The sequence below is a fragment of the Synechococcus sp. MIT S1220 genome, assembly GCF_047303025.1.
Classification (GTDB): Bacteria; Cyanobacteriota; Cyanobacteriia; order PCC-6307; family Cyanobiaceae; genus Parasynechococcus.
Map to the genome: position 1 here is coordinate 2,677,639 of NZ_CP138939.1, position 23,900 is coordinate 2,701,538.

Sequence of the window (23,900 nt, forward strand, 5' to 3'; positions counted from 1 at the left end):
ATCGCCAGTCCTTTCGGTTTATTGTGTTGATATGGTTCGGCTATCTTTACTATTTTGGAAATATATTCCTAGGTCAACTACATCCTTACCGCTAGTGCCGCTTTTCATTCAGGCAGCATATTAAGTTGACATTTTATTTGCTAGAAACAAGACACTTGTGAGGGTTATCTTGCTTTCAGCTTTCTTTAGCTACATAGTTTATAGCGCGTTTGCTTGCTTTGATGTGAGCCACGCTGAAATCTATTTCGTCTTGACTTCAGCCTTCTACTTTTTTAGCTCGCGTAAACATGATCCATCATTAGATCAATCCGTTCGAATGCCGATTCTCCAAGATCAAAATAATCTATAGCCTTGCAACCAGGCGTTACCTTGATGCATTTACGAAGGATTTAATTTACTTCACTAGCATTCTGTCCGACTATCTGTGAGGCTCTTTTTTCAAGGGTTATAATGACATCACTTAAAAGCACCTTCTTTACAAAAAATACAAAGTCATTGTTTAAAGCATGTCCAGTCCTTTCATTGTAATCATTGGCTTTCAAAAACTTGGCATAGCCAGCCTTCTGTGATTGTTTTTTCATCTATCAAGTTGTTCTTTGTATTTTCGGTATTATCTTATTATTAGGATAAATAATTCGAACCAAACTACGATGATTATAGGCAGGCAAGCGGGGACATTCGATGTCCAGGCATCATGCCTTGTGCGCTTGTATTTTTAGTTGTCATTTGATATTGAAGATACGCTCATAGAAGAGTCCCTCCTCTTCCTGCAAGACCTATAATACCGAGAATTAAACTAATCTCCAACATTGCAATTAACCAAGCGAACAATGAAAGTCAAAGCTTTTGCCATTGCAGGTGCGTTATCAGTCCTCTCGATCGCTGTTTGCCAGAGCGCAAAAGCTCAAGCTCCATACGAATTCTGGTATGCGTATTCCGGTGGCGCTTTCGCAACATTATGTGACCTACATATGAACGACGAAATTTCAACGAACACCCTGCAATTAGTTCAGAAGAACTTCATGGGGAATGGTGCGGGCCACCCCGCAGCCAAGAAGGAAGCAGTCAACGCTGTTCTGGCTCAAGAAGTCTTCAAGGATTGCCCATTGCGTCGTTATTGATTGAGCGACCAGCCATCTCTTTCATCTCAGCTACTCCAGTCTGCTCATTCAGGTTTATAGTGCTAGAAGCTTTTGTTTCCAGTCGAGGGCATTGTCCAGGGTGTTATCAGAAATATTTAGTTCATAAGCCAGAGCGCCCCGATATTTCCTTCCGTATTGGCTGTCACGAATGGTGACAAGGATTATCTCAAGGATTGCAAAGCGACCTTCTTCAATCTGCCGTGCTGAACAGCTTGCAAATCTCAATCCTGATCTGATTTGCCAGAGGACAGGGCGGCTCATATAGTTTCAGCTTTAGATAGGTCAATTTTCCCTTTTAACCTCACGGTCTCAAATCCATCGCTGTCATAGATGTAGGTTTTACCTTTCTTAATTTCCCAATCAAAATTTGAACTTAAGCCTGTTATATCAAGCCTGTCATCCAGCACCTTGAAGTCTTTAATAAATGCCCAGTAGCCTTTTTTTATCACGAATGTATCTCTGCCCTTTCCCCCCTTAATAACATCAAATTTGCCGCTGGTCCAAAGACCGGGGTCAATCAAATCGTCACCTTTTTTACCATCAATCTTATCCGCACCTCCGTCGCCTGAAATATTGTCGTCTCCGTTAGTACCAATGAGTTTATCTTTTTTTGGAGTGCCATTAATATCTCTCGGACGAGCTTCAGGACTCGAGAAAAATGGCTCACCATAGAGGTACTTTATGAGCTCTGTGTCAAAAGCATAAAGACTGTTTCCACCCATAAATGGCTCCTTAGGTGAACACTTATCCTCCTGAACGCTTTGAATATTATCTGAGCAGATAATATCACCCAATCCAAGTATGTTTCCTATCTCATGAATAATAATCTTACTCTGCAGGTCCGGAGATTGATCCAAAAGTTTGTCCGCATTCAGCTTGACCCGTCCCGCCTCGATATACCCTGTTGAAGCAGGAATTTTGCGAATGAATACTGCAAAATTATTTCCAGTGTCGGAAGATGTTGCAAAGGTAATATCAGCGTTGTTTCCCTGATCCGTTTCAACAAAATAGATGGATTCAAGCGCCTCATCCCACAAATAAAATGCGTGAGCTATTTGATCATTAAATAGCTCGATCCTGCCGTCAACTGGAACAAGTTCACCCTTGAATAAAAGCTCACTATCGGTGGTGCTCCATTCGATTCTCCTGGGAACACTGTAATCTTTTGTATTCCAAATAGCAGGCATACCATATCCCTGAAAATCGTCATAAAACAGGTCGTTAAGATCACCGAATGCAAAGGACAATTTACGATTTCCAAGCTTCTACAAGCATATTGGCCTAAAAGGCGTCGTCCCTTAATACAACTGTTTTTGTTGTATTTTTTGTAAATTATGGCTAAATCTAGCAGTGATCACACCTCAACAGCGCATTGAATCTCTGCTGACGTTCAAGCCCAATCTTGAGCTGATTCTTTTTTGCTTCAGCATGGATTTCATCAGCTTTGACAACTCATGAATTGGAGCTGATAGGACCACGATTCACCCTTCTCAATTCACTAGGCACAGGCAGGAATCGTCACGTACCAGCCTGAGCGACCTTTCCTCTGTTTGACCTGCATGACCTAATTGCATCACAAGCCTTGCGGCTAGATGACGTCAAAACCCTAGACATGGATTGGTGTCTAGATGTATGGGAGGCCGATCAACGCTCGTCCGGTTTGATCAGAAGCCGATGCGCGTGCCGACCTTGCCATCAATTCCAACCTTGCCTTCCACGTCCACGTCCACATCACCCTTGACCGTGACCGGTTCCTTCACAACCACCGAACCATCCACGGACACCGGAGCCTTCAGATCAACAGCGATCGGCGTATCGCTGGCGGAGACACGGGCATGGGCATCCACCGCACCACGCACCTGAACCGGTGTCGTGATTTTTTGCACCGTGATCGGGCCGCGAATCGTCAGCGGAGCGTCATTGGCGATCTGCACCTGTTCCTTCACGCCCACCATTCCCTCAACGGGAAGGGGCTGATCCGCGCGAATCGTCAGCGTCGGCGGCATCACCAACCGATCAACATCCAGCCCACCCTGGATCCGGATTGGGATGGGTTGGCTTAAAAAACGTATCGCTACCCAGGCAATCACCAACGCTGAGCCAGACAGCACAAGACTGGAGATCAACAGAGCTGCAGGCCATCGATAGGCCATTAACAACTCGGAGCGGTTGTAAGCCATGGCCTGAACGCTTTGAACTGCATTACACCGTGAGTTTGCCCGCTCAGTCCATGCCCATCACCTTGCGGTAAGCGGATCGCTGTCGGGTCGATGTGATCAGGGCCTGAATCGATGGATAGGGACTGAGATCCTCCTGGGGGAAAAAGATCGGCAGATAAGCCAGATAGGCACTCACTGCACAGTCAGCGGCCCCCCAGCGGTCGCCCACCAATGGCCCTCCCGACGCCATCTGGCGATCCAGCTCCTGCATCAAACGCGGGAACTCCCGCTCGCGATTGCTGGGCACAAACAAAGCGATGGCGAGCGTGGCATTGGCGAAAAGAAGCCACTGCGCTGTCAGTGAGCGTTCCGCAGCACTGCGTTGTTCACCACTGTGATGGTCTTCGAGATGCTGCAGGATCGCGCCGGACTCAAACAATTTCAGCGGCTGCCCATCCAACCCTGAAACACTGTCATCCTCAAGCGCAGGCAGCTTGCCGAAGGGATTGACGGCCAGGAAGTCGGGCTGGCGATTGCCCTGCGCCGCCAGATCGAGCATCACCAGTTCATAGGGGATCCCCTTTTCCTCCAGGTACCAACGGGGCATGGACACCCTCGTTTTGGGAGCCCCATACAACGTCAATGTCATCGAGCCGGCGCATCGCCTGTTCAGTCTCACCTCAACAGGGATCCGTAGGCTCTCTCCATGCTCAATTCCTTCTTCGATCACAGCCTCGACCCCCAGGCGATCCGAGAGAGGGTTCTGGAGGTCGAGTCTGGAAAAGTCGGGTTTTACAGCGTGGGGCTCTACCCAGCCTCACTGGCCTACAACTGCGCTATGCAGAACGAAGCCGGCCGACTGATGCTGGCCGCTCGACCGGGTCGAGAACTGCTAGGCGCCTTCGACGATGAAACCCTGGCGACCATGGATCGGGGCCACGTGGCAACAGTGCTCGAGATGGGCAGCCATCTCGTCGAGGGGGAGCGGGTCTCCAACCTGCTGGCCGATCTCATCCTCAACTGTGAGCTGGTGCTGCTGAGCGCCAACAGCAATCACGTTGAGGAGGATCTTCTCGAGGCGTGCCGTCTGCGGCAGGAGCTCAACCGCCCCCAGGTTGTTCTTGCCTGCCTTGCAGGATCGTTTAACCACGATCCGATCAGCAACAGCGCCTACGTGCTCTGTGAGAAGCAACCGAGCCTTGCTTTCTTCTCAGGGTTTCACCGCCATGGCGCCCTACGGAATCCCTTCGACAGCTTCACAGCGAACTTCTGCCATCCGGACGCACTCACAGCCATGCTCGGCGCACAGCTTCTGGATCGTCTGTCACCCAACATCCAGGTGTCCGCAGGCGTCCACAACGTTGAAGGGCAATACATCAAGGCGGCCAAGAACATGGCGTCGGTTTTCGCTGGATTCGTTTACGCCTTCCACCAGGACAACCCCGGTGTCCTTCCCACAGTGCTCACCCTGTTGTTGAACCAGTGTCTCGACCAGGCCGCAACAGTATCGATGGCCCGACGCGATCGCCAAAAGCTTTACCACCGTCAGCCGATTCCACTCACGGAACTCGGCTACGCGGTTCCAAGAATTGAAGCGACCCTAGTGCGGGACGGCGATTTCGAAAAAGTCAGGGACCACACGTTTACGCAGCTCACCGCGATGGTTGCTGATGTACGAGGCAGCATGATGCTGCCGGTGTCAGGCCGGCCGACCCGAAATTTCCAAGCCGGCCAGGTGCTGGCGCAACAGATGTGTGAGCACGGCCGCTGCCCCAACTCTATGGAGGAGCTCGAAGCGTGGTGTGAAGACGCAGGCTTGCGCAAGGGGGCCCTGGAAGGCCTCAAGGCTCTGCGGTATTGGCCCCAGATAGCGCGTCGGTACGCGATTCCCGTGCATGACTGTTCGATGGTGAACCTGCTTTACATGGCGGTTTACGGACGAGCGAACGTCAAAGAGACCGCCTATGAGGTGATGACCAAGAGCCGGGAGCTGTCCAATTACTGCCAGGAATCGGTGCGGCCAACCCACAGCCGTCGCTATGCGGAGGCTCTGCAAAACCTGGAGATCCCTGAAGCCCTCGATCTTGTCGTCAATGCTGTGATCGCCGACAACGCCCGTCGCGCCATGCGCTGCGACATGGATTTGGACGAGATCGACCAATCGGGAGTGCCGGTCTATCTGCAGCTGATGAATGCAATCGAGAGCAAGCTGGACACCTGAGTCGCCTGCTTTTCCGCACACCAAGCTCTGGTCTCGACAGCGACCACCGGCATGGTTCTGAAATGAGATCGATGCGACTGCCGATGACTGAGGCTCTCGAAGCCATCGCCGATCGCTTTCATCCCCGCGAACGCATCACGGCGATTCGTTCTCTGGGGTCCGGCAATGTCAACGACACCTTTCTGGTAACCCACAACGGCACATCCAAGGACAGCCGCGGGGTTCGGGGAGCCTTTGTGATGCAACGCTTGAACACCCAGGTGTTTCACAGGCCCGAACTTGTGATGCAGAACCTGATCGCCCTGAGCTCCCATGTGGAACGGAGACTGGCCTCTCCACCCCCTGAGCTGCACGGTCGTCGCTGGGAGATCCCGCGCGTGGTGCGCTGCCGGCAGGATGCCCATTGGGTGGAGCATGAAGGCCAGTTCTGGCGATCGATTTCCTACATCGGCGCTGCCACGGCAACGGATGTGATCCGCAACGCCGACCATGCCCGAGAAGTGGGCTATGGACTTGGAATGTTCCACAGCCTGATCAGCGATCTTCCCGCCGATCAACTTGCCGACACCCTCGAGAATTTCCACGTCACTCCGGTCTATCTGCAGCATTACGACGCTGTGATCTCCGATCGAACGATCGCTGCAGACAACGAGGCTCTGCAACAGGCCTGTGATTTTGTGGCCTCACGCCGAGAGGGCATCGACGTGCTGGAGGCGGCGCGGGCGCGCGGTGAACTGAGGCAACGACCGATCCATGGAGATCCCAAGATCAACAACGTCATGATCGATGACGTCACCGGCCAAGCCGTTGGCCTGATCGATCTCGACACTGTGAAGCCGGGGTTGGTGCACTACGACATTGGAGATTGTCTGCGCTCCTGCTGCAACCCCGCCGGGGAGGAAGCCAAACTTCCGCAGGATGCACACTTCGACATCGCTCTGTGTGAAGCGATCCTCACCGGCTATCTCACAGTTGCCCGGGGCTTTCTGAGCGACTGGGATCTCCATTATCTGCCGGACTGCATCCGGCTGATTCCACTGGAACTCGGATTGCGCTTTCTCACAGATCATCTCGAAGGAGATGTTTATTTCCGGAGCACAGCACCGGGGCATAACCTTCATCGCGCCGCCGTGCAGTTCCAGCTGACTCGCAGTATCGAAGCCCAGATGCCCGCCATCCGCTCACTGGTTGATCGTCTGACCAGGGAGCTCAACCCTCAAACGGCCCAGGTCTGAGATGGCCCGTCCTGCAGTGATGCTGCGTCAGGCATCGCGTCTGCTGTCGTTCGAACCAGACGCCTTCCCCGGCATCCGCGTCAGCGGCGAGATGATCTGGAACTGCGATGGATGGTTGGAACTCAGCTACGGAATTCTGATGACCGCTTCGGGTGGCATCAGTGATCTCCTGCTCCCGAGTGGATTGTTCGATGGTCTGCAGTCTGGGGGTGAAAGACGGGATGAACTGTGGACTTCAACCTGCTGTGAAGCCTTCATCGCCCTTCCGGGTTCCGATCGTTACTGGGAAATCAACTTTGCACCCAATGGCGATTGGGCGGTCTATAGCTTTGAGGGGTACCGCCGCTCCCAACATCCGCAGGAGCTCAGCTCAGCGCCTCAGGTGCGATTGCGCCGCTGGCATCACCAGGTTCGTCTCGATGCCCGGCTGCCCCTGCGCCCCTGGTGGCCCGCGGGAGTTTGTCCCGAGCTAGCCCTCACCTCAGTCCTGAATCTGCGCACCCATGGGCTGAACTACTGGGCGCTACGCCATGGGCCAGATCATCCCGATTTCCATCTCCGTTCCACCTTCCTGCAACCCTGATCGCTTTAAGGTCAGGCGTCAAACTCCTCTCCCTCAATGCGAACGCGGCCCGGTCTGCTGATTCCAGGAGTGGTTCTCGGGCTTGGACTCACCGTTGCTGCCCTGGCGGGTTTCCGCGACACAGCATTCCAAACAACCATCACGCGCCCGATTGCGACTGGCCTCGAGCCAGATCAGGCATCTCAGGACAAAACGCTCCATAGCAGCGCGTCCTCACCGATCCTGCCCTTCCGCAGCGACCAGCCGAAGACGGCAGCTGGCCGACGCTACCCGGTGGTGCCGACCAATCCGCAAACGGCGGCAACCCTCCTCGCTGCCGTGGAGATGGCACTGCGCGACCCATCCACACCGGACCAGGACCTGCCGGATCTCGGGCATCAGCAACAGGTGATCTATCGGGTGTTGTCGGCTGACATCCGCCGATCTCAGCTCGTCCTCGCCGCTCTACCCGAGCGCTGGCGCAGCGTCGCCGAACGTCACCTCGCAGCACGCAGAGAGTTCCTGCGCATGAGCCGCGGCCGACGACCGACTCGCCTGCCGGCCTGGAGGATCATCCAACCCGAACCCGCTGATCGGCTGCTTCAGCACTACCGCAAAGCCGAAGCGGCGACAGGAATCGAATGGGAAGTGCTGGCGGCAGTGAATCTTGTTGAAACAGGTATGGGCCGAATCGACGGCATCTCTGTGGCCAATGCTCAGGGACCCATGCAGTTTCTTCCGACCACCTGGGCCGAATCGGGAATCGGGGAAGGCAACATCCGTGACCCCCACGATGCGATCCAGGCAGCAGCCCGTTATCTCGTGCGGCGAGGTGGTTTACGCGATATCCGTCAGGGACTCTGGGGCTACAACAACAGCGACTATTACGGCAAGGCGGTGTTGCTTTACGCCTCGCTGATGAAAGAGGACCCGATGGCCTACCGCGGGCTTTACCACTGGGAGATTCATTTCAACGCCGACGCCGGTGATCTCTGGTTGCCCATTGGCTACAACCAGCCTGAGCGAATCACAGTGACCGAATACCTTCGGCTCAATCCCGCCAGTGCAGCGCCCAACTGATCCCGTTCGAGCCATGGTTCAGCCGCCAACTACGCTGCAAAAAACGTAGGACCACTGCAGCGCGTGCCCAAGGAAACCTCCCATCGCGGCGATGAACTCAAGACCCTCGGCTGGTCTGAGCATGACGTCAGCCGTTACGTCGAGCTTTGGGAATACCGCCAACGCTGGGGTGCCATGAACCTGGAGCGGGAGGATCGCCAGTTCCTGAGGAAGGCGGAACATGCTCTGCCTGCGATTCCCACTGGCCGGGCCGCTGCCAAGAAGGCAATCAACGAGAAGACCTACTACAAATGGATTCGCTTCCACCTCGATGCCATGAAGGCGGCAGAAGCCGACATGGCCCTCGCTGAAGGGCAGGAGGGAGCCTGGCCCGTTCTGCTGGAGGTAGAGCTGCGGCTGCTCGATCATTACCAGCCTGTTCTCGGACTACCAGACACGCTCAAAGCCAAGGCGATTGGCCCGGTGCGCGAAACCCTGGCAACCCAGGCGGCCGCTCTTGGAACGACGCAGCCCTATGACTTCCAGGCCGCACTGAATGAACTGAAAAAGACAGAATCCAGCCGATGGCGACACTTGCGTGATAACGATGGCAGCGACCGCACCTACCCATTGCTCAACGCCGAAGCGGTTCCGGGTTTCCGCAATGAGGCCCATCGTGAAATTCAAGCGGTAATGCGGGGAACCTTTCCATCACTGGCGGAAACGGAGAAGGAGGAGCTTCCAGAGGAATGAACCACGGTTAGAACGGAGACAACGAGGCCCCGACACAGCCTGATGTCCTTGCATTTCGAGACCCTGCAGCTGCACGCCGGTCAGTCTCCTGATCCCTCCACCAACGCTCGGGCGGTCCCGATCTATCAGACCAGTTCCTATGTGTTCAATGACGCCGAACATGGCGCCAATCTGTTCGGCCTGAAGGAATTCGGGAACATCTACACCCGTTTGATGAACCCAACCACGGATGTCTTCGAGAAGCGGGTTGCCGCTCTTGAAGGCGGTGTGGCAGCCCTTGCCACCGCCTCAGGCCAGTCGGCTCAGTTCCTGGCGATCACCAACTGCATGAAGGCCGGAGACAACTTTGTTTCCACCTCTTATCTCTATGGCGGCACCTACAACCAGTTCAAGGTTCAGTTCCCACGCCTGGGCATCGATGTGCGCTTTGCGGAGGGAGACGATGCTGAGAGCTTCGCGGCACAGATCGATGCCAACACCAAAGCGATCTATGTCGAAGCGATGGGGAATCCACGGTTCAACATTCCTGATTTCCAGGCGCTCTCAGCTTTGGCGAAGGATCGAGGAATTCCTTTGATTGTCGACAACACGCTGGGTGCCGCCGGTGCCCTACTGCGACCGATCGACCACGGTGCCGATGTGGTGGTGGAAAGCGCGACCAAATGGATCGGTGGCCATGGCACCAGCCTCGGAGGAGTGATTGTGGATGCCGGAACGTTCAACTGGGGCAATGGGAAATTTCCACTCCTCAGTGAACCCAGCCCCGCTTACCACGGACTGGTCCATTGGGACGCGTTCGGATTCGGGAGCGATATCTGCAAAATGCTCGGCGTTCCAGATGATCGCAACGTCGCTTTCGCCTTGCGGGCCCGGCTGGAAAGCCTCCGGGACTGGGGCCCTGCGCTGAGTCCTTTCAACAGTTTCCTGCTGCTTCAGGGTCTCGAGACCCTGAGTCTGCGCGTGGAGCGACACACCGAAAATGCCATGGCCCTCGCCACCTGGCTCAGCGAACATCCGGCTGTCGCCAATGTCAGCTACCCAGGCCTGCCGGATGACCCCTACAACGCAGCTGCTAAAAAGTACCTGACGGGCCGTGGCATGGGATGCATGCTGATGTTCTCCCTTCATGGTGGCTATGACGATGCCGTGCGTTTCATCGACAGCCTGAAACTCGCCAGCCACCTGGCGAATGTTGGCGATGCGAAGACGCTGGTCATCCACCCCGCCTCCACCACCCACCAGCAACTCAGTGAGACCGAACAGGCGTCTGCTGGTGTGACGCCAACCATGGTTCGGGTGTCCGTCGGTCTCGAACACATCGACGACATCAAAGCCGATTTCGAACAGGCCCTCGCCGTTCTCACCTGAATGCCGATGCTGCCGTCATGGCACTGATTCTTCCTCGCAACTACCACAAGATCGCGGCGGTTGAACGCAACCGGATCTCCTGGATTGAGCCTGCTCAGGCCGAACGCCAGGACATCCGGCCCCTGCGCATTGGCATTCTCAACATCATGCCGCTGGGGAAGCAGTACGAATTCAATCTGCTCCACCCCCTCGGGCTATCTGTTCTGCAAATTGAGCCCATCTGGATCAAGCTCAATTCCCACGCCTATCGAAGCTGGGATCAGGACCACCTGAACACGCTGTACATCAGTTGGGATGAGGCGCTAGCCAAGGGGCCTTTGGATGGCCTGATCATCACAGGTGCTCCCGTGGAACATCTGCCGTTTGAACAAGTCAATTACTGGCGCGAACTTGTGGAGCTGGTCGAGGAGGCACGGCGCCAGTGCGCCAGCACGCTTGGGTTGTGTTGGGCTGGTTTTGCCCTGGCTTATCTCGCTGGGGTGGACAAAGTGCCGTTTGATCAGAAGCTTTTTGGGATCTACCCCATGCGCAGCCTGGTCCCAGGCCATTCCCTGATGGGAACCCAGGATGATCGCTTCGTCTGCCCGCAGAGCCGTTATGCGGGACTACGGGATGCCGATATGGAATCCGCCCAGCGCCAGGGACGACTACGCCTGCTCGCGCATGGTGAACAGGTCGGCTACACGATCTTCGAAACACCGGACCAGCGACAGCTGATGCACCTTGGTCATCCGGAGTACAACGTCGGCCGCCTGAGAGCAGAGATGGAGCGTGACCAAGCGCGTGGAGATGTACCCCCTCCTGAGAACTTCAACCCCGATCAACCCCAAACACTCTGGCGCTCACATCGCAACCTGCTGTTCCAGCAATGGCTTTGGTTCTGCTACCAGCGGGTGAGTTTTGGCCAGTGACACCTGAGCTTCGCTTAGAGCGCGGAAAGCACGGCCGCAGCCATCAATCCGAGATAGGTCCCTAGCAGATAACCCAGTAGGCCGATGGCCACACTCGGCAACGCCAGAGCCCCACGCCCCATGGATGACGCCAAGGCCAAGGCTGTGCTGGGCCCTCCGATGGCGGCCTGGGATGCCACAAGGGTTTCTGCCAGAGGCCAATGTCGCCAACGCCGCAGCCCAAATACTCCGATGCCGTGAACTGCCACAACAACAGAGGCGTACGCGAGCACAGGCCACCCCTCCCCCAACAATCCAGCCAAAGGTGAACTGAGGCCGATGACCGTGAACACGATTGCCGCAGCAAACGGAACCACCAACCGGCGCGCATCGGGCCACAACCGCCGCAGATCAACAGCCAACAGCAACTGCGTAATCGCCAATGAGGTCAGGGGGCCACTGATCCAGCCGCTGGCCTCGTCGTCTGGCTGCCAGCCGAACAAATTTGTTACCGAGAAGCCAATCAAAAGCACCACCATCGTGGTGCCGAGTTGACGTCCAAACTGGAATCGCTCGCTGATCCACCACCCGAGCACCGTCAGAACAACAACCAGCACCAGGGAAACGAACATCTGCATTCGCCAGGCACCCCGATGGTGACCTCAACTGCTGCGATCAACCAGAGACAGGCACCGGAATGTCGTTGCCTTTGACGACGACTTCAGGACGCTGGGCATGCTTGCGGTTCAGTTCACGCTCCAGGGAAGCGACTCGCCGTTCACGCAGGCAATGTCGGCAACCGCCAAGGGTTTGCAAATGCTTTTCAGGAGTGATGCAGATCACCTGAACAGGGTGTTTGCGACAGCGGATCTTCACTGGGCTTTTGTAGCTGCGCCAACGGATTTCGCTGTAATCGAATTGATCGCCAAAACGCTGACGTGCCCGTTTCAGGAATTCATCCTGTGTGATGCGTGCTCCCATGGCAAAACTCTATGAGTGATTTCACTGAGCCCGGCGGCCTCCTTCATCCCTCGTCACGGATCAAGCGAAGCCAAAGCTGTTGAGCTGCTCCATAGCGATAGGAACCGCAAGCTCCGCAATGGCGCCGCTGGTCTGACTGGTGGGATGCAGGCCATCCAGGAGAACGGGATCGTCAACGGAACGCCACAACGCTTGCCCATCAAGAACAACCACAGAGAGATCATCGGCAAAGGCCTGTGACAAACGGCGCTGGAGCTGCGAACTGACAGCATCAAGAAGATCAAGCACGCCTTCAGCAGAGGCGTTTTTGACCTTGGACGCCAGCTTCTGGGCCCGGGTTGTTGCGCTGATCGGCATCGCACCGAGAACAACAACCTCATCGACCAGTCCTGTGATCTGGTCCACAGCACGCTGGATGTTCCTGCTGATCGGACGGCTGATTGAACGCATCAGCCGTTTGTCGTCGCGCCGGCGCCGCGTTGAAAGCGCACGTTCGAACGGCTCCAGGTTTTCGAGGGCGGTGAGCAGATCATTGCCGCCGGCCGACAGGAGCACATCCACATCCGAGCCTGCCCGATAAAAATCGGCGCGGCTCTTCATCGCCTTCACCTGAGATTTAAGGCCGATCCCGATGTTGAATCCAAGAAACGACTGGCTGGGCTCCGTATCGGACCGCGCTCCACCATGGGCGTAATTGTGAACGTCTGCCTGCCGTGCCGCATCGGTCGACAACACATTGAACAGCTGGCTGTCACTGGGGTCTCCACCCATACGCGCAACCAGACGTTCCCCCAGGACGGGCCCATCCGATGCACGAACGTGATCTCCTTTCGCGTACATCGGATCGGCAAATGGCTCCTCACCGGTGATCGCGAGCAAGGACGCAATGTTGCCCGCATCCATAAGGCTTGCCCCCAGAATCACCAGCGTTGACGTCATGCTGCGACCGCAGGAACTCGATGCAGTCTGACGATCTCCAGAACCTGCCTTGGACCTTGCACATCGGATGGATGCCACCGCAGCGGGCAGATCGGTTGCGCGCGAAGCTCAGAACAGCTCTCGACTGGCAGCAGCCTTTGGTTCAGGTGTACGGCAAACGGCACGCCGTTCCCAGGCTCACCGTTTTTCTCGCTGACCAGGGGATTCAATATCGCTACAGCAGCACACTCCATTGCGGCGAAGGCTGGCCGGAATGGTTCGAACCACTGTTGCAACAAGTCGGTGAAGCCAGCGGGACCCGCTTCAACGGCTGCCTTCTGAACCTTTACCGCAATGGAGACGACCGCATGGGCTGGCATGCGGACGATGAAGCTGAGATCGATCAGGCCAAACCGATCGCTTCGTTGTCGTTGGGAGCGACGCGGGATTTCTGCCTGAAACATCGGGTCGATCCACAACAACGACAGACGCTCCCCCTTGCCGATGGCGATCTTCTGATCATGCATCCGGGCTGCCAGCAAAACTGGATGCACGGTGTGCCGACCCGCCGACGGATCAGCACACCACGGATCAATCTCACCTTTCGTTGCTTTCTCCGGTCCAATGCTCACTGAACTGGAGCCTCAGTGCGTCGATCAACTCCTGCGCCAAGGTCCCAATAAGACCGAGAAACACATTCCAGGCTGATCCCAGCAATGATAACGCCTACTTTTAACAAAGATCACAACCTGTCCAAACGATGCACCTGGACAAATTCTCTACATCAAACAACGTGATTGATTCGATAACCGAGAACTGTTAACGCAGCAATCAACAAAAGAATTCCAAGAGAACCAAAAACATCAACCTGACCCATCCCTGCCTCCATGCCCTACACAACCAATGTAACGACAGCTGAACCACTGTCACAAGGCGGAATCCCGACCAAGCAAAGGCTTCTTAACAAAAATTATTTACTTTGGTAAAGGTAATGCCTTTCCGTTGGCTAGTTTTTATATTTCAGTTGCAATTATAACTGAATAGCAACAAGATCTTTCAGCAGATAACCCCAAAGGGGCGAAGTCAAGACAGCAAATATTGTGCTCCAGAACACAAGCCCCGCTGCAATCTCTTGATCACGATTCACCGCCTCCGCAATCAGCAGTATTGAAATTGCTGTTGGGGCTGAACCTTGCAGGGTGAGCGCTTGCACCATCAGTGGGTTCAACCGCAGCAGCAGACCGATCAACAGCAGCAGCAACGGGAACAAAACAAGCTTGCTGATCAGAGCCGGAAGCAGGGAGCCAAGACGCCCGGTCACGCTCCGGTTGCCACGGGCGAGGCTGCCGAGCCGCATGCCAACCACCGCGAGGGCCATCAGGATCACCAATTTGGATGGCCACCAGAGAATCTGAGTGATTGGATCACTCCACGGCGTGGCCTGAATCAGCAGCGCACCGATCAGTCCAGGCAAGGCAGGGCTGCTGCACAGGCCTGCCCAGACCCGTGACAACCAACGGCCGTCATCGCTGGCACCTCCACCGCTGATCAACAGTGGACCAATGCTCCAGGCCAGAAGCGTGGCCCCAAGGTCGTAACCGATGCTGATGGACAGAGCCTCAGGCGGGAGCAAGGCCAACGCAACAGGCACTCCGAAATAAGCGGTATTGCCAACACACACCCCCAGCTGTTCACAAGGACCCGCCAAGCAACGCCGCGCATAAGGAATCGACGAGCTCAGCAGAACGGTGATGCCAATGGTCAACGCGGCTATCACAGCAGCAAGCAGCACGTCTGAACTCAGCCCCCCCTTCAGGAGGAGTCCCATCACGCTCACCGGGATGCCGTAGCGCACCAGGGGCGCAGCCACCCGCCCAGACAAACCGGGGGAGCTCCCGCCGACCCAGTAACCGATCAACAAACAGGGCAACAGCTCCAGGAGCAGCGGAAGCAACAAACCCACCAACGTGACCGACAACTTTAAAGACGATGTGCCAGGCTTTGCACTGTCCCAAGCAGGCGGTTAGATGCTGACGAGTTCAGTGCGTGGCCTTCGGATCCTTCAGCTCCGTCGCGGCCTTGATCTGCGCCTCGAACAGCTCAGGATGCAATTGGCGGAGCAGGTGCAGAGTCTGCCGATCGGGAACGAAAGCTGGTTGGACACCGAACGGGAACTGGCTGCTGTTGAACAGGCCCTGTCACGCATTCCAGCCCGTGAAGCCTGACCACGAAGACCAACAAACCTTTCACCTTGCCCGCACAGATGGTCATGAAGACCAGATGACCCGTCGTCGATTCCTCAGCTACGACGAGGCCTACGACGTTCTCGAGCGCTATTACGGCGACTTCTGCTGCTCGGATGATGAGCGGGTCGACTACAACATCACATCATCTGACTGAGAAACCTCCGACTTCGCTCTTCCCTGGCGCTGGTGAAGAAGGTCTGGGGATCAGAGGTCTCGACGACCTGACCCTGATCCATGAACATAACGCGGTCCGCCACCTCACGGGCAAAGCCGAGCTCATGAGTGACCACCACCATTGTCATTCCCCGTTTCGCTAACTGACGCATCGCATCCAGCACCTCCTTCACCCGCTCGGGGTCCAGGGCACTGGTGGGTTCATCGAACAGCATCACCTCCGGGTCCAGAGCCAAAGCCCTGGCGATGGCAACGCGCTGCTGTTGTCCGCCGCTCAGTTGCGCGGGGAACTTATGGGCCTGCTCACCAATGCCCATCTGATCCAGCAGCGCGATGGCCCTCGCCGCCGCATCAGGCTTGGATCGCTTCTGCACCTTGATCGGCGCCAGGGTGATGTTCTCGAGAATCGAGAGATGGGGAAACAGGTTGAACTGCTGGAACACCATTCCAACCCTGCGCCGGATCGCCCGAACCTGCCGCTCTTCATGCGCTGCGTCCAAGCGAACGCCGAGCACATCAAGCTCTCCGGAATCCAGGGTCTCAAGCCCGTTGAACGTGCGAATCAAGGTGCTCTTGCCGGAACCGGAAGGGCCCATCACCACCAGCACCTCGCCGCTTGTCACCTGCAGGCTCACCCCATCCAGGGCACGCAGCCCCGGGGTGTAGCTCTTGACGAGATCACTGGCAAGGATGGCGACGGTCATCGGCTTGAACGAACGGGATCGAGCTGGAATTCCAGGTGACGGGCCAGCAGAGCCATCGCCGTGCACGCCAGCCAGTAAACCGCAGCCAACCAGAGATACACCTCGAGATAGCGGCCGATGAAGGCCGGATTGGCCAGCAGACTGCGGCTGATACCGAGCAGTTCCACCAGGCCGAGAATCGCCATCAAACTGGTGTTCTGCAAAAGACCAACCGCCTGGTTGGTGAGTGAGGGAAGAGCGATCCGCAGAGCCTGGGGGAGGACCACAAGCTGCAGGGTCTGCACGGGCGACAGCCCCAGCACGGCTGCGGCTTCCCGCTGGGTGGGCGGAATCGCCTGCAGCCCTCCGCGCACATCCTCTGCGATGTACGCCGCTGCAAACAAGGCGAAGGCCACAACCGCCCGCAGTACCCGATTGATCTCAAGCCCTGGCGGCAGGAACAACGGAATCAGCAGTTGTCCAAAGAACAGAACCGCAATCAACGGCACAGCCCGCATCAACTCGATATACCCAGCGCTGCTCCAGCGCAGCACCGGCAGATCACTACGGCGGCCCAGAGCCAGAAGGATCCCCAGTGGCAGAGCCAGAGCGCCGCTGCCTCCCGTGAGCAGGAGTGTGAGCGTGAGACCGCCCCAACTGCGCGTTCCCACCGGCAGCAGACCCAGACCTCCTGCCAAGAGCCAGAGCCCCAGTGGTGCCATCGCAATCCAGGCAAGCGGCAACCAGCGGCGAACCCAGCCACGCTTCGGACCAACGAGGGTCAGCAGCGTGAGCGTGATCAGAACAGCCATCCACAACAACGGACGCCAGCGTTGATCCGCTGGAAAACTGCCCACCGCATACAGCGGCAGATTTGTGGTCACCACAGACCAGTCGGCGCCGACCAGCAGCCAGTGCAACAGCGACCAGCCGGCCCAACCGATGAGAGCCAATATCAGCAGGGTGATCGAGCGATCCAACCAACGGTTCATCAGCGGCTCCTGTTCAGACGACCCAGCACCGCACTGTTGAAGGCGGCCATGCCACCGCTGATCAACAAATTCAGCAGAAGAAAGCTGAGCAAGAGCAGCAGGAATCCCTCTATGGCACGGCCCGTTTGCGTGATGGTGGTGTCACTCACTGCGTAGAGATCGGCATAACCCACGGCAATCGCCAGGGTGCTGTTCTTGGCGAGATTGAGGTATTGGCTCGTCAGCGCGGGGAGAATCGCCGGCAGCGCCTGCGGCAGGACAATCCGACGCAGCCCGAGGCCTTCTGCAAGCCCAAGGCTGCGGAAGGCCTCCCACTGGCCTCGGGGCACCGCATTGATGCCACCACGAACGATCTCGGCAATGGATGCGCCGGTGAAGACAGTGAGGCCGACGAGAACAGCGCAAAATTCAACACTGAGATTCAGGCCAAGCAGCTGGATGCCCTGATTCGAGAGCTTGATCAAGCCCCCCATCGGTGCGGCAGGAAGCCCCAGAAAGGCAACGAAATACCAGAACAACAGCTGCAACAGCAACGGCACCTGGCGAATCAGCGCCACGTATCCACCAGCCAGGCTGCTCAGCAGACGGTTGCCGCTGCTGCGGGCTGCACCGGCAGCCACTCCCAAAACGGTGGCGAGCACCAGGCCAGCCACAATCACCTTGAGGCTGTTGAGCCAGCCGATGGTGAGAGCCCAGAGGTAACTATCGGAAGGCGTGAACGGCAGCGCTGATTCGGCCAGTGCAAAGCCTGCTGGCCGAGCAAGCCATCCGAACCCCAAACCGAGGCCGGTGCGGATCAGATTCACCGCCAGATTGTTGATCAACAACCCCAGCAAAGCGAGCAGCGCAATGCTGATGCCGAGCTGGATAAAGAGATTGCGGCGCCGCATCAGGTGAATGGCGGGGCAATCATCAAACCGCCGTCTTCCGCCAGCCGATTGGCGCCACGGGGAATCGCCACTTCGGTGTCTGGACCGAGATGGCGGTCGTAGATCTCGCCATAGTTCCCCGTGGCCCGAATCGCCTTCACAACAAAGTCATTGGGCAGTCCGAGCTTGCTGCCAAGGTCACCATCCACGCCCAGGAACCGCCGCAACGCCGCCTGGCTGGGATCCGCTTCCGCTTTCTTCACCATGGCGTCAACATTCGCCTGGGTGATGCCCCGCTCCTCCGCCTCGATCAGGGCATAAACCACCCAGGTCATCGCATCGGCCATCTGCTGATCGCCGCCCACCACACCAGGTGCCAAAGGCTCCTTGCTCAAGCGATCAGCCAAGATCACGTGCTCTTCAGGATCTGCAAATCCAGACCGCGCCGCCGCCAGTTGAGAACGATCGGAGGTCATCGCGGCACACCGACCCTGGAGGTAGCCCCCCACCACCTGGTTCAGGTCCTGATACTTGATAGGGGTGTAAGGCAATCCGAGAGCCGCGAATGCGTCATTGAGGTTCTGCTCAGTGGTGGTACCAGAACCCACGCAGATCGCCTTGCCGCTTAAGTCCTGCAGGGACTGCACGCCACTGTCTTTGGGAACAATCAATCCCTGGCCGTCGTGAAAGACCACGGGAGCAAAGCTGATTCCGTTGCCTCCCGCTGCATCACGGCTCAGCGTCTGGGTGGTATTCCGGGACAGCAGATCGATCTCTCCAGAACGCAGAGCTGTGAAGCGCTCCGGCGCGGTCAATGGGCGATATTGGACCTTGTCGGCATCGCCAACAAATGCAGCGGCCATCGCGCGGCAGATGTCCACATCCAGGCCTGTGTAAGTGCCTTCCGGACTGAGAAAACTGAAGCCGGGAATCTTGCCGCTGACGCCGCAGAACAATTCACCGCGCTGCTTAACGAGATCCAGCCTCGAGGTCTCCGTGGTTCCGAGGCTGGCACAGCTTCCAAGCAGGGTGACCAGCACGCCAAGGGCCCCGAACAAGCTGAAATGTCGGCAAAAGCGCATGCATCTGGTACAGATCGACTGGGATTTTCCCAGATCCTGAAAAGACCAGGACAACATTCCTAATCTCTATTGAATTTCAATCGATCGTTGATGTCGATCGCCGCGGCGCTCGCGGGTGTGCTTTTTACAGCCCTGTTCACCCTCTCCCCGGCCGAGGCTTGGCAGGAGAGTGATCGACAGGCATACAACAACAAAATGGCTCTTCTCAAGGTTTTGTTAGACGGAGCCAAACATCGAGCCACAGACAGCGGTGATCTCGAGACCCTTTGCCTGCTAATGAGCATCGGCAACGATGTCACCCTGCGCTATGTGCAACTCAATCCTGATGATCAGCAAATTCAGAAGCGACTTACCGGCATGCGGGATGACCTGACCGTGTGTCTGGCCTTGCTTTATAACCCCGCCATGCCGCCCAAGCGCTGAATGAACTTGTCAGGCATGGGCAGTTTCCTGGCCGCCAATGCGCTCAAACAAATCCAAACTTTCCTCATTCAGACCAACGAGCTCCACGAGGGAACCACCCGAGCGGAACTTGCGCATCACCTGATCGAGGGCAGCGACACCGCTTTGATCCCAGATGTGGGCACCTGACATATCAATGGTGATTCGCTGCGGATGATCATGCAGATCAAACCCTTGCACGAAATACACCTTGCTTACAAAGAAGAGCTGACCGGTGACGCGATACAACCGTTCATCCTCATTGGGATCAATGGTCTCCACATGAATCACCTTGGCGACTTTTCGGCTGAACAGGATCCCGGCTAGGGCTACACCGGCAAGCACGCCGAGGGCCAAGTTATGGGGAGTGGTGAGCATGGTGACGGCAAAGGTCATCAGCATCACGGAGGTATCGCTCTTGGGAATGCGGCGCAGGTTCCGCAGTCCATTGATGTCTGCGGTGCTAACGGCGATGCTGATCATGACGGCCACGAGGGCTGCCATCGGGATCTGCTTAAGCCAGGCACCGGCAAGCAGGATCATCGCCAGGAGGCTGACACCTGAAAAAAATGTGGAGAGGCGGGTCCGGCCACCGTTCTCCACGTTCATCACCGACTGCCCCACGAGAGCGCAACCGGCCATACCGCCAAACAACGAGGAGACGATGTTGGCCACCCCCTGCCCTCGGGCTTCAACGTTTTTGTTGGTTGTGGTGTCCGTCTTGTCATCCAGGATGTCCTGAGTGAGGAACGTCTCCATCAGCCCCACAAGGGAAATGGCCATGGCAGTGGGCAACACCATGCCGAGGGTGTCGAGGTTGAACGGCACCCCTGCAGGGCCAAACGGAAGGCTGAACGTGGGCAGTCCATTAGGCAGGGTGCCAAGACTGCTCACTGTGGGGATGTCAAAACTGAATCCCACGCTGATCAACGTGAGCACGACGATCGCCACAAGTTGGGAGGGAACGACCTTGGTGAGCCGCGGCAGTCCATAAATGATCACCAAGCCCAGCAGCACCAACCCCCAGACGACGGGGATCTGAGCGCCGTGGGGAAGAAGATCGGCCCCGTGGCTTCCATCGCCGGCATGCAAGTTGAGTCCCAGTTGGGGCAACTGCGCCTGAAAAATCAGCAGCGCCAGTGCATTGACGAACCCGCTCAGCACCCCCTGGGGAACGAAACGCATCTGATAAGCCAAGCGCAGCCAGCCCCAGAGGATCTGCAGGACACCCGTCACCAGGCCGGCCACCATGAGGTACTGCACCCCCAGGCCGGCACCCTTCGCTTCACCTGCCGCCACCAGACCTGTCATCAACAGGGCTGTTGAACCCGTGGCGGAGGTGATCATCGCCATCCGACTTCCCACCACCGCAATGGTGAGGGACAGACAGAATGCTCCGAACAATCCGACCTTGGGATCCACCCCAGCGATGCCGGAGAAGGCAATCGCCTCTGGAATCATCGCGAACGCCACAACCAGACCAGAAAGGAGGTCTTTGGTAGGGCTGGAGAACCATTGGTTCAACAACGATGGACTGGACCGTTTGGCCATGACGGCACGTCGCGGGCAGCGGCGACCGTAGATCAGAGGGAGGGAAGGTTGCCTGCTGGATCCCGCTCCCGTTTCAGGGTACGCAACTCAGGCAGGTACGCACCGAAAGCCTGTTGAAGGACGCGCTTGTGCCAGGGCAGATGTTCATGCAGCTGGGCCAGATGCACACCCGGACAGATGGGGGATAAGAGCGACCAGACCTTCTGAAGCCAGCCAAGACTGCTTTGCCGCTGATCAGCATCGCCGGCGGCCCATGCAGCTGTGATCCATGGCTTCCAGACAGCATCGCGATGGATGAAGGCGCTAGCTTGCCATTCAACCCGTCCAGTCTGACCACCGAGCTGCTGGCCAGCCAAGCTGCAGGACGGATGGGGCCGCTCACGCATCAAGGCAGTCAGCTCGGGCAACACCTCTCGCCATCGGGGCGCTGCAGCCGGTCCGAGCAAGCCCAGAACCTCGCTATGGATGCGGGTGTCGTTTGCAGACTGACCGCCGAGGGGAGGCAATTGATGCTGACCATCAATCGCATGGCTGCCCTGGAATGGCTCCTCTGACACCTGCAGCAGATCAACGGTGGCGTTGTATCGCCAAGACCACTGCAATGAACGACTGTTTGGCCAGGCTTCCGCTTCAGCGATCCAGACGGGCAACTCCGTAAGTTCAATCGTGTCTTGACGGATCCAGAGGGGTGCCAGGGGCCATGTGGCCAGTGTCACATGGGTGATGACTGCAAGAAACGGAGCAGCTCCACAAAGCCCTCTCCACTCTCGATCAACCGATGGTCGGAGATTGAACGACTCTCCGTTTCCCCAGACCCCCTCAATCTGCGTCAGCTGATCAATCGCTAGGCCATGGCTGCGGCTGAGTGGCCCGACACCTCCAGTCAGCACGTAACCCACCCCCGGCAAACAGGACAGTCCAGCCCCAACGGTGCGGCCTCTGGCGGCGAGATGGTCCAGAACAGAGCTCATGCGACACCCTGCAGCAATCCGGATGGCGCCCTGCTCACCCAACTCCATCTCCTGAAAGCCTGGTCGCATGTCCAGGGTCCAGTGGCCGGGCGCTGCACACCGAGTTGTGGTGCCACCACTACAGACCAAGAGAGGTTTCTGTCCAGTCCAGTCACGCAGCAGTGCCGGCAAGGTGTCCCATGTGGGAGCGATCAGGCCTGCGGCGGCAGCATCCGCGGCAAGGGGATTCAACAGGTCAGCCATGGTGCAGCCAGTACCAGCTCGCCGAATAGGATCTGACCATTCGATCAGCGAACACACCCCTTTGGCAGCATTCAGCACGGATTGCCCCGATGACCGCCTCGGTGTTTTGATCTGCGGCCACGGCAGCCGAAACCGTCTTGCGGTGGAAGAGTTCGCCCAGATGGTGGACTCGCTCCGGCCAAGGCTGCAACCTCTCCAGGTGGAACACGGCTATCTGGAGTTTGCCCGGCCGATTCTGAGGGATGGTCTCGATGCGCTTCGCGCCAAGGGTGTGACCCGTGTTCTGGCCATACCAGCCATGTTGTTCGCCGCTGGACATGCCAAGAACGACATCCCTTCCGTTCTCAACACCTACACCGCCGAAACGGGTCTGACGATTGACTACGGCCGGGAATTGGGGATCGACCGATTGATGGTGGCCGCAGCAGGAGCCCGGGTGCGCGAAGCGCTCACTCGGGCCAACGACGATGTCCCAAAAGCTGAAACGCTGCTGGTGGTCGTGGGTCGTGGTTCATCGGATCCCGATGCCAATTCCAACGTCGCCAAGGTGACGCGGATGCTCGTGGAGGGCTTCGGGTTCGGATGGGGTGAAACGGTGTACTCGGGCGTGACATTCCCACTGGTTGAGCCTGGTCTTCGCCACGTGATCCGCCTTGGATTCCGGCGGATCATCGTTGTTCCCTACTTTCTCTTCACAGGGGTTCTGGTGAGCCGGATTCGCCAACACACCCAGCGCGTCGCCGACGATCACCCGGACGTGGAGTTCCTCTCAGCCGGATACCTGGGAGACCATCCGCTGGTGGTCGATACCTTCCGGGAACGCGTTGAGGACGTGTTGCGAGGTGACACCGCGATGAACTGCTCCTTGTGCAAGTACAGAGCCCAGGTGCTGGGGTTCGAACAGGACGTCGGACGCGTTCAGGAAAGCCACCATCACCATGTTGAAGGCCTGGCCGAGAGCTGCACTCTCTGTGAACTGGAGTGCACCGGTGCCTGCCAGCCCGACGGCATGGCTGCCGCCCATCACCACCAGCACAGCCACGAGCATGCCCATAGCCACGGGCATGGCCATCACCATCCTCCCTATCCACACGCGGACCATCCGCTCGGCCCTTCAACCCTCGGCTCGTCAGACCTCCCTCAAAAGCCTTAAGAGAATCCATCGATCTCACCCTGCGATACCACTCGGTCTTGGGTCGGACCCATGGGACTCCCCCTGATCAGATTTTTTTATCACTTGATCGACCCAGGGGTTTTCAGGTCGTTTTCCACAGACCTGCACCCCTTTTCCACAACGTCTCGATCAACCCCTCCCCTCAAGACATGAACTTGTGAAGATCGGGCCATCCCTGACAAACCC

28 protein-coding genes are annotated in these 23,900 nt (G+C 57.2%); 13 read left to right on the plus strand and 15 right to left on the minus strand.

Annotated elements, in window-relative coordinates:
- Positions 1 to 389 precede the first annotated feature (389 nt).
- Positions 390 to 581, minus strand: a complete 192-nt coding sequence (locus tag SIB64_RS13490; RefSeq protein ID WP_413440709.1) for a hypothetical protein — start codon at positions 579 to 581, stop codon at positions 390 to 392.
- A gap of 249 nt (positions 582 to 830) precedes the next feature.
- Between SIB64_RS13490 and SIB64_RS13495 the strand changes: the two genes are divergently transcribed.
- Positions 831 to 1,121: a hypothetical protein gene (locus SIB64_RS13495; protein ID WP_413440710.1), complete on the plus strand. Its 291-nt coding sequence runs from the start codon at positions 831 to 833 to the stop codon at positions 1,119 to 1,121.
- Between the two features lie 54 nt (positions 1,122 to 1,175).
- Here SIB64_RS13495 and SIB64_RS13500 read toward each other — a convergent pair whose 3' ends face one another.
- The 4 genes from SIB64_RS13500 to SIB64_RS13515 all read right to left on the minus strand — a co-directional run bounded on the left by SIB64_RS13500 (position 1,176) and on the right by SIB64_RS13515 (position 3,950).
- The gene (locus tag SIB64_RS13500) at positions 1,176 to 1,403 is read right to left on the minus strand and encodes a hypothetical protein (RefSeq protein ID WP_413440711.1); all 228 of its coding nucleotides are present in this window, start codon (positions 1,401 to 1,403) and stop codon (positions 1,176 to 1,178) included.
- Positions 1,400 to 2,389: a hypothetical protein gene (locus SIB64_RS13505; protein ID WP_413440712.1), complete on the minus strand. Its 990-nt coding sequence runs from the start codon at positions 2,387 to 2,389 to the stop codon at positions 1,400 to 1,402. The genes SIB64_RS13500 and SIB64_RS13505 overlap by 4 nt, the downstream gene beginning before the upstream one ends.
- A 417-nt stretch (positions 2,390 to 2,806) precedes the next feature.
- Positions 2,807 to 3,322, minus strand: a complete 516-nt coding sequence (locus SIB64_RS13510; RefSeq protein WP_413440713.1) for a hypothetical protein — start codon at positions 3,320 to 3,322, stop codon at positions 2,807 to 2,809.
- Between the two features lie 43 nt (positions 3,323 to 3,365).
- On the minus strand, positions 3,366 to 3,950 hold the full coding sequence (locus tag SIB64_RS13515; RefSeq protein WP_413440714.1) for a glutathione S-transferase family protein: 585 nt from the start codon (positions 3,948 to 3,950) through the stop codon (positions 3,366 to 3,368).
- A gap of 57 nt (positions 3,951 to 4,007) precedes the next feature.
- Between SIB64_RS13515 and SIB64_RS13520 the strand changes: the two genes are divergently transcribed.
- From SIB64_RS13520 to SIB64_RS13550, 7 genes are all read left to right on the plus strand, one after another.
- Complete coding sequence (locus SIB64_RS13520; protein ID WP_413440715.1) at positions 4,008 to 5,522, plus strand: hypothetical protein; 1,515 nt, start codon at positions 4,008 to 4,010, stop codon at positions 5,520 to 5,522.
- Positions 5,523 to 5,593: 71 nt separating this feature from the next.
- The gene (locus SIB64_RS13525; RefSeq protein ID WP_413440716.1) at positions 5,594 to 6,757 is read left to right on the plus strand and encodes a phosphotransferase enzyme family protein; all 1,164 of its coding nucleotides are present in this window, start codon (positions 5,594 to 5,596) and stop codon (positions 6,755 to 6,757) included.
- A gap of 1 nt (position 6,758) precedes the next feature.
- Positions 6,759 to 7,340, plus strand: coding sequence for a DOMON-like domain-containing protein (locus SIB64_RS13530; protein WP_413440717.1), 582 nt, complete (start codon positions 6,759 to 6,761; stop codon positions 7,338 to 7,340).
- Between the two features lie 36 nt (positions 7,341 to 7,376).
- The gene (locus SIB64_RS13535; RefSeq protein ID WP_413440718.1) at positions 7,377 to 8,399 is read left to right on the plus strand and encodes a transglycosylase SLT domain-containing protein; all 1,023 of its coding nucleotides are present in this window, start codon (positions 7,377 to 7,379) and stop codon (positions 8,397 to 8,399) included.
- A gap of 63 nt (positions 8,400 to 8,462) precedes the next feature.
- Entirely contained in the window at positions 8,463 to 9,131 is a 669-nt protein-coding gene (locus SIB64_RS13540) for a hypothetical protein (RefSeq protein WP_413440719.1), read from the plus strand.
- A gap of 42 nt (positions 9,132 to 9,173) precedes the next feature.
- Positions 9,174 to 10,499, plus strand: coding sequence for an O-acetylhomoserine aminocarboxypropyltransferase/cysteine synthase family protein (locus SIB64_RS13545; RefSeq protein ID WP_413440720.1), 1,326 nt, complete (start codon positions 9,174 to 9,176; stop codon positions 10,497 to 10,499).
- A gap of 17 nt (positions 10,500 to 10,516) precedes the next feature.
- Entirely contained in the window at positions 10,517 to 11,410 is an 894-nt protein-coding gene (locus SIB64_RS13550) for a homoserine O-succinyltransferase (RefSeq protein WP_413440721.1), read from the plus strand.
- A 14-nt stretch (positions 11,411 to 11,424) separates the two neighbouring features.
- On the opposite strand, the gene SIB64_RS13555 is transcribed toward SIB64_RS13550, so the two are convergent.
- The 3 genes from SIB64_RS13555 to SIB64_RS13565 are packed head-to-tail and all read right to left on the minus strand — an operon-like array spanning position 11,425 to position 13,309.
- Positions 11,425 to 12,021, minus strand: a complete 597-nt coding sequence (locus SIB64_RS13555) for a DUF819 family protein (protein ID WP_413440722.1) — start codon at positions 12,019 to 12,021, stop codon at positions 11,425 to 11,427.
- A gap of 43 nt (positions 12,022 to 12,064) precedes the next feature.
- Positions 12,065 to 12,370: a hypothetical protein gene (locus tag SIB64_RS13560; protein WP_413440723.1), complete on the minus strand. Its 306-nt coding sequence runs from the start codon at positions 12,368 to 12,370 to the stop codon at positions 12,065 to 12,067.
- Positions 12,371 to 12,430: 60 nt separating this feature from the next.
- Positions 12,431 to 13,309, minus strand: coding sequence for an SGNH/GDSL hydrolase family protein (locus tag SIB64_RS13565; protein WP_413440724.1), 879 nt, complete (start codon positions 13,307 to 13,309; stop codon positions 12,431 to 12,433).
- 20 nt (positions 13,310 to 13,329) lie between these two features.
- Here SIB64_RS13565 and SIB64_RS13570 point away from each other — a divergent pair, with 20 nt between their 5' ends.
- The gene (locus SIB64_RS13570; RefSeq protein WP_413440725.1) at positions 13,330 to 13,923 is read left to right on the plus strand and encodes an alpha-ketoglutarate-dependent dioxygenase AlkB family protein; all 594 of its coding nucleotides are present in this window, start codon (positions 13,330 to 13,332) and stop codon (positions 13,921 to 13,923) included.
- A gap of 395 nt (positions 13,924 to 14,318) precedes the next feature.
- Here SIB64_RS13570 and SIB64_RS13575 read toward each other — a convergent pair whose 3' ends face one another.
- Positions 14,319 to 15,266 (minus strand): AEC family transporter, encoded by a 948-nt coding sequence (locus SIB64_RS13575; RefSeq protein ID WP_413440726.1) that lies wholly within the window; start codon positions 15,264 to 15,266, stop codon positions 14,319 to 14,321.
- A gap of 49 nt (positions 15,267 to 15,315) precedes the next feature.
- Here SIB64_RS13575 and SIB64_RS13580 point away from each other — a divergent pair, with 49 nt between their 5' ends.
- Positions 15,316 to 15,513, plus strand: coding sequence for a hypothetical protein (locus tag SIB64_RS13580; RefSeq protein ID WP_413440728.1), 198 nt, complete (start codon positions 15,316 to 15,318; stop codon positions 15,511 to 15,513).
- Positions 15,503 to 15,688 (plus strand): hypothetical protein, encoded by a 186-nt coding sequence (locus SIB64_RS13585; protein ID WP_413440729.1) that lies wholly within the window; start codon positions 15,503 to 15,505, stop codon positions 15,686 to 15,688. The genes SIB64_RS13580 and SIB64_RS13585 overlap by 11 nt, the downstream gene beginning before the upstream one ends.
- Here SIB64_RS13585 and SIB64_RS13590 read toward each other — a convergent pair.
- The 4 genes from SIB64_RS13590 to SIB64_RS13605 are packed head-to-tail and all read right to left on the minus strand — an operon-like array spanning position 15,672 to position 19,334.
- Entirely contained in the window at positions 15,672 to 16,412 is a 741-nt protein-coding gene (locus SIB64_RS13590) for an amino acid ABC transporter ATP-binding protein (protein WP_413440730.1), read from the minus strand. The genes SIB64_RS13585 and SIB64_RS13590 overlap by 17 nt on opposite strands.
- Entirely contained in the window at positions 16,409 to 17,383 is a 975-nt protein-coding gene (locus tag SIB64_RS13595; protein WP_413440731.1) for an amino acid ABC transporter permease, read from the minus strand. The genes SIB64_RS13590 and SIB64_RS13595 overlap by 4 nt, the downstream gene beginning before the upstream one ends.
- Entirely contained in the window at positions 17,383 to 18,273 is an 891-nt protein-coding gene (locus tag SIB64_RS13600) for an ABC transporter permease subunit (RefSeq protein WP_413440732.1), read from the minus strand. Before SIB64_RS13600 ends, SIB64_RS13595 begins: the two co-directional genes overlap by 1 nt.
- On the minus strand, positions 18,273 to 19,334 hold the full coding sequence (locus SIB64_RS13605) for an amino acid ABC transporter substrate-binding protein (RefSeq protein WP_413440733.1): 1,062 nt from the start codon (positions 19,332 to 19,334) through the stop codon (positions 18,273 to 18,275). Before SIB64_RS13605 ends, SIB64_RS13600 begins: the two co-directional genes overlap by 1 nt.
- A gap of 90 nt (positions 19,335 to 19,424) precedes the next feature.
- On the opposite strand from SIB64_RS13605, the gene SIB64_RS13610 reads away from it, so the two are divergent.
- Positions 19,425 to 19,757, plus strand: coding sequence for a hypothetical protein (locus tag SIB64_RS13610; RefSeq protein ID WP_413440734.1), 333 nt, complete (start codon positions 19,425 to 19,427; stop codon positions 19,755 to 19,757).
- A 9-nt stretch (positions 19,758 to 19,766) separates the two neighbouring features.
- Here SIB64_RS13610 and SIB64_RS13615 read toward each other — a convergent pair whose 3' ends face one another.
- Together SIB64_RS13615 and SIB64_RS13620 are read right to left on the minus strand one after the other, a co-directional pair.
- Positions 19,767 to 21,326, minus strand: coding sequence for a SulP family inorganic anion transporter (locus SIB64_RS13615; protein ID WP_413440735.1), 1,560 nt, complete (start codon positions 21,324 to 21,326; stop codon positions 19,767 to 19,769).
- A gap of 32 nt (positions 21,327 to 21,358) precedes the next feature.
- The gene (locus tag SIB64_RS13620; protein WP_413440736.1) at positions 21,359 to 22,540 is read right to left on the minus strand and encodes an FAD-binding protein; all 1,182 of its coding nucleotides are present in this window, start codon (positions 22,538 to 22,540) and stop codon (positions 21,359 to 21,361) included.
- On the opposite strand from SIB64_RS13620, the gene SIB64_RS13625 reads away from it, so the two are divergent.
- Positions 22,539 to 23,693, plus strand: coding sequence for a sirohydrochlorin chelatase (locus SIB64_RS13625; protein WP_413440737.1), 1,155 nt, complete (start codon positions 22,539 to 22,541; stop codon positions 23,691 to 23,693). The two genes, SIB64_RS13620 and SIB64_RS13625, sit on opposite strands and share 2 nt — an antisense overlap.
- Positions 23,694 to 23,900: the final 207 nt, after the last annotated feature.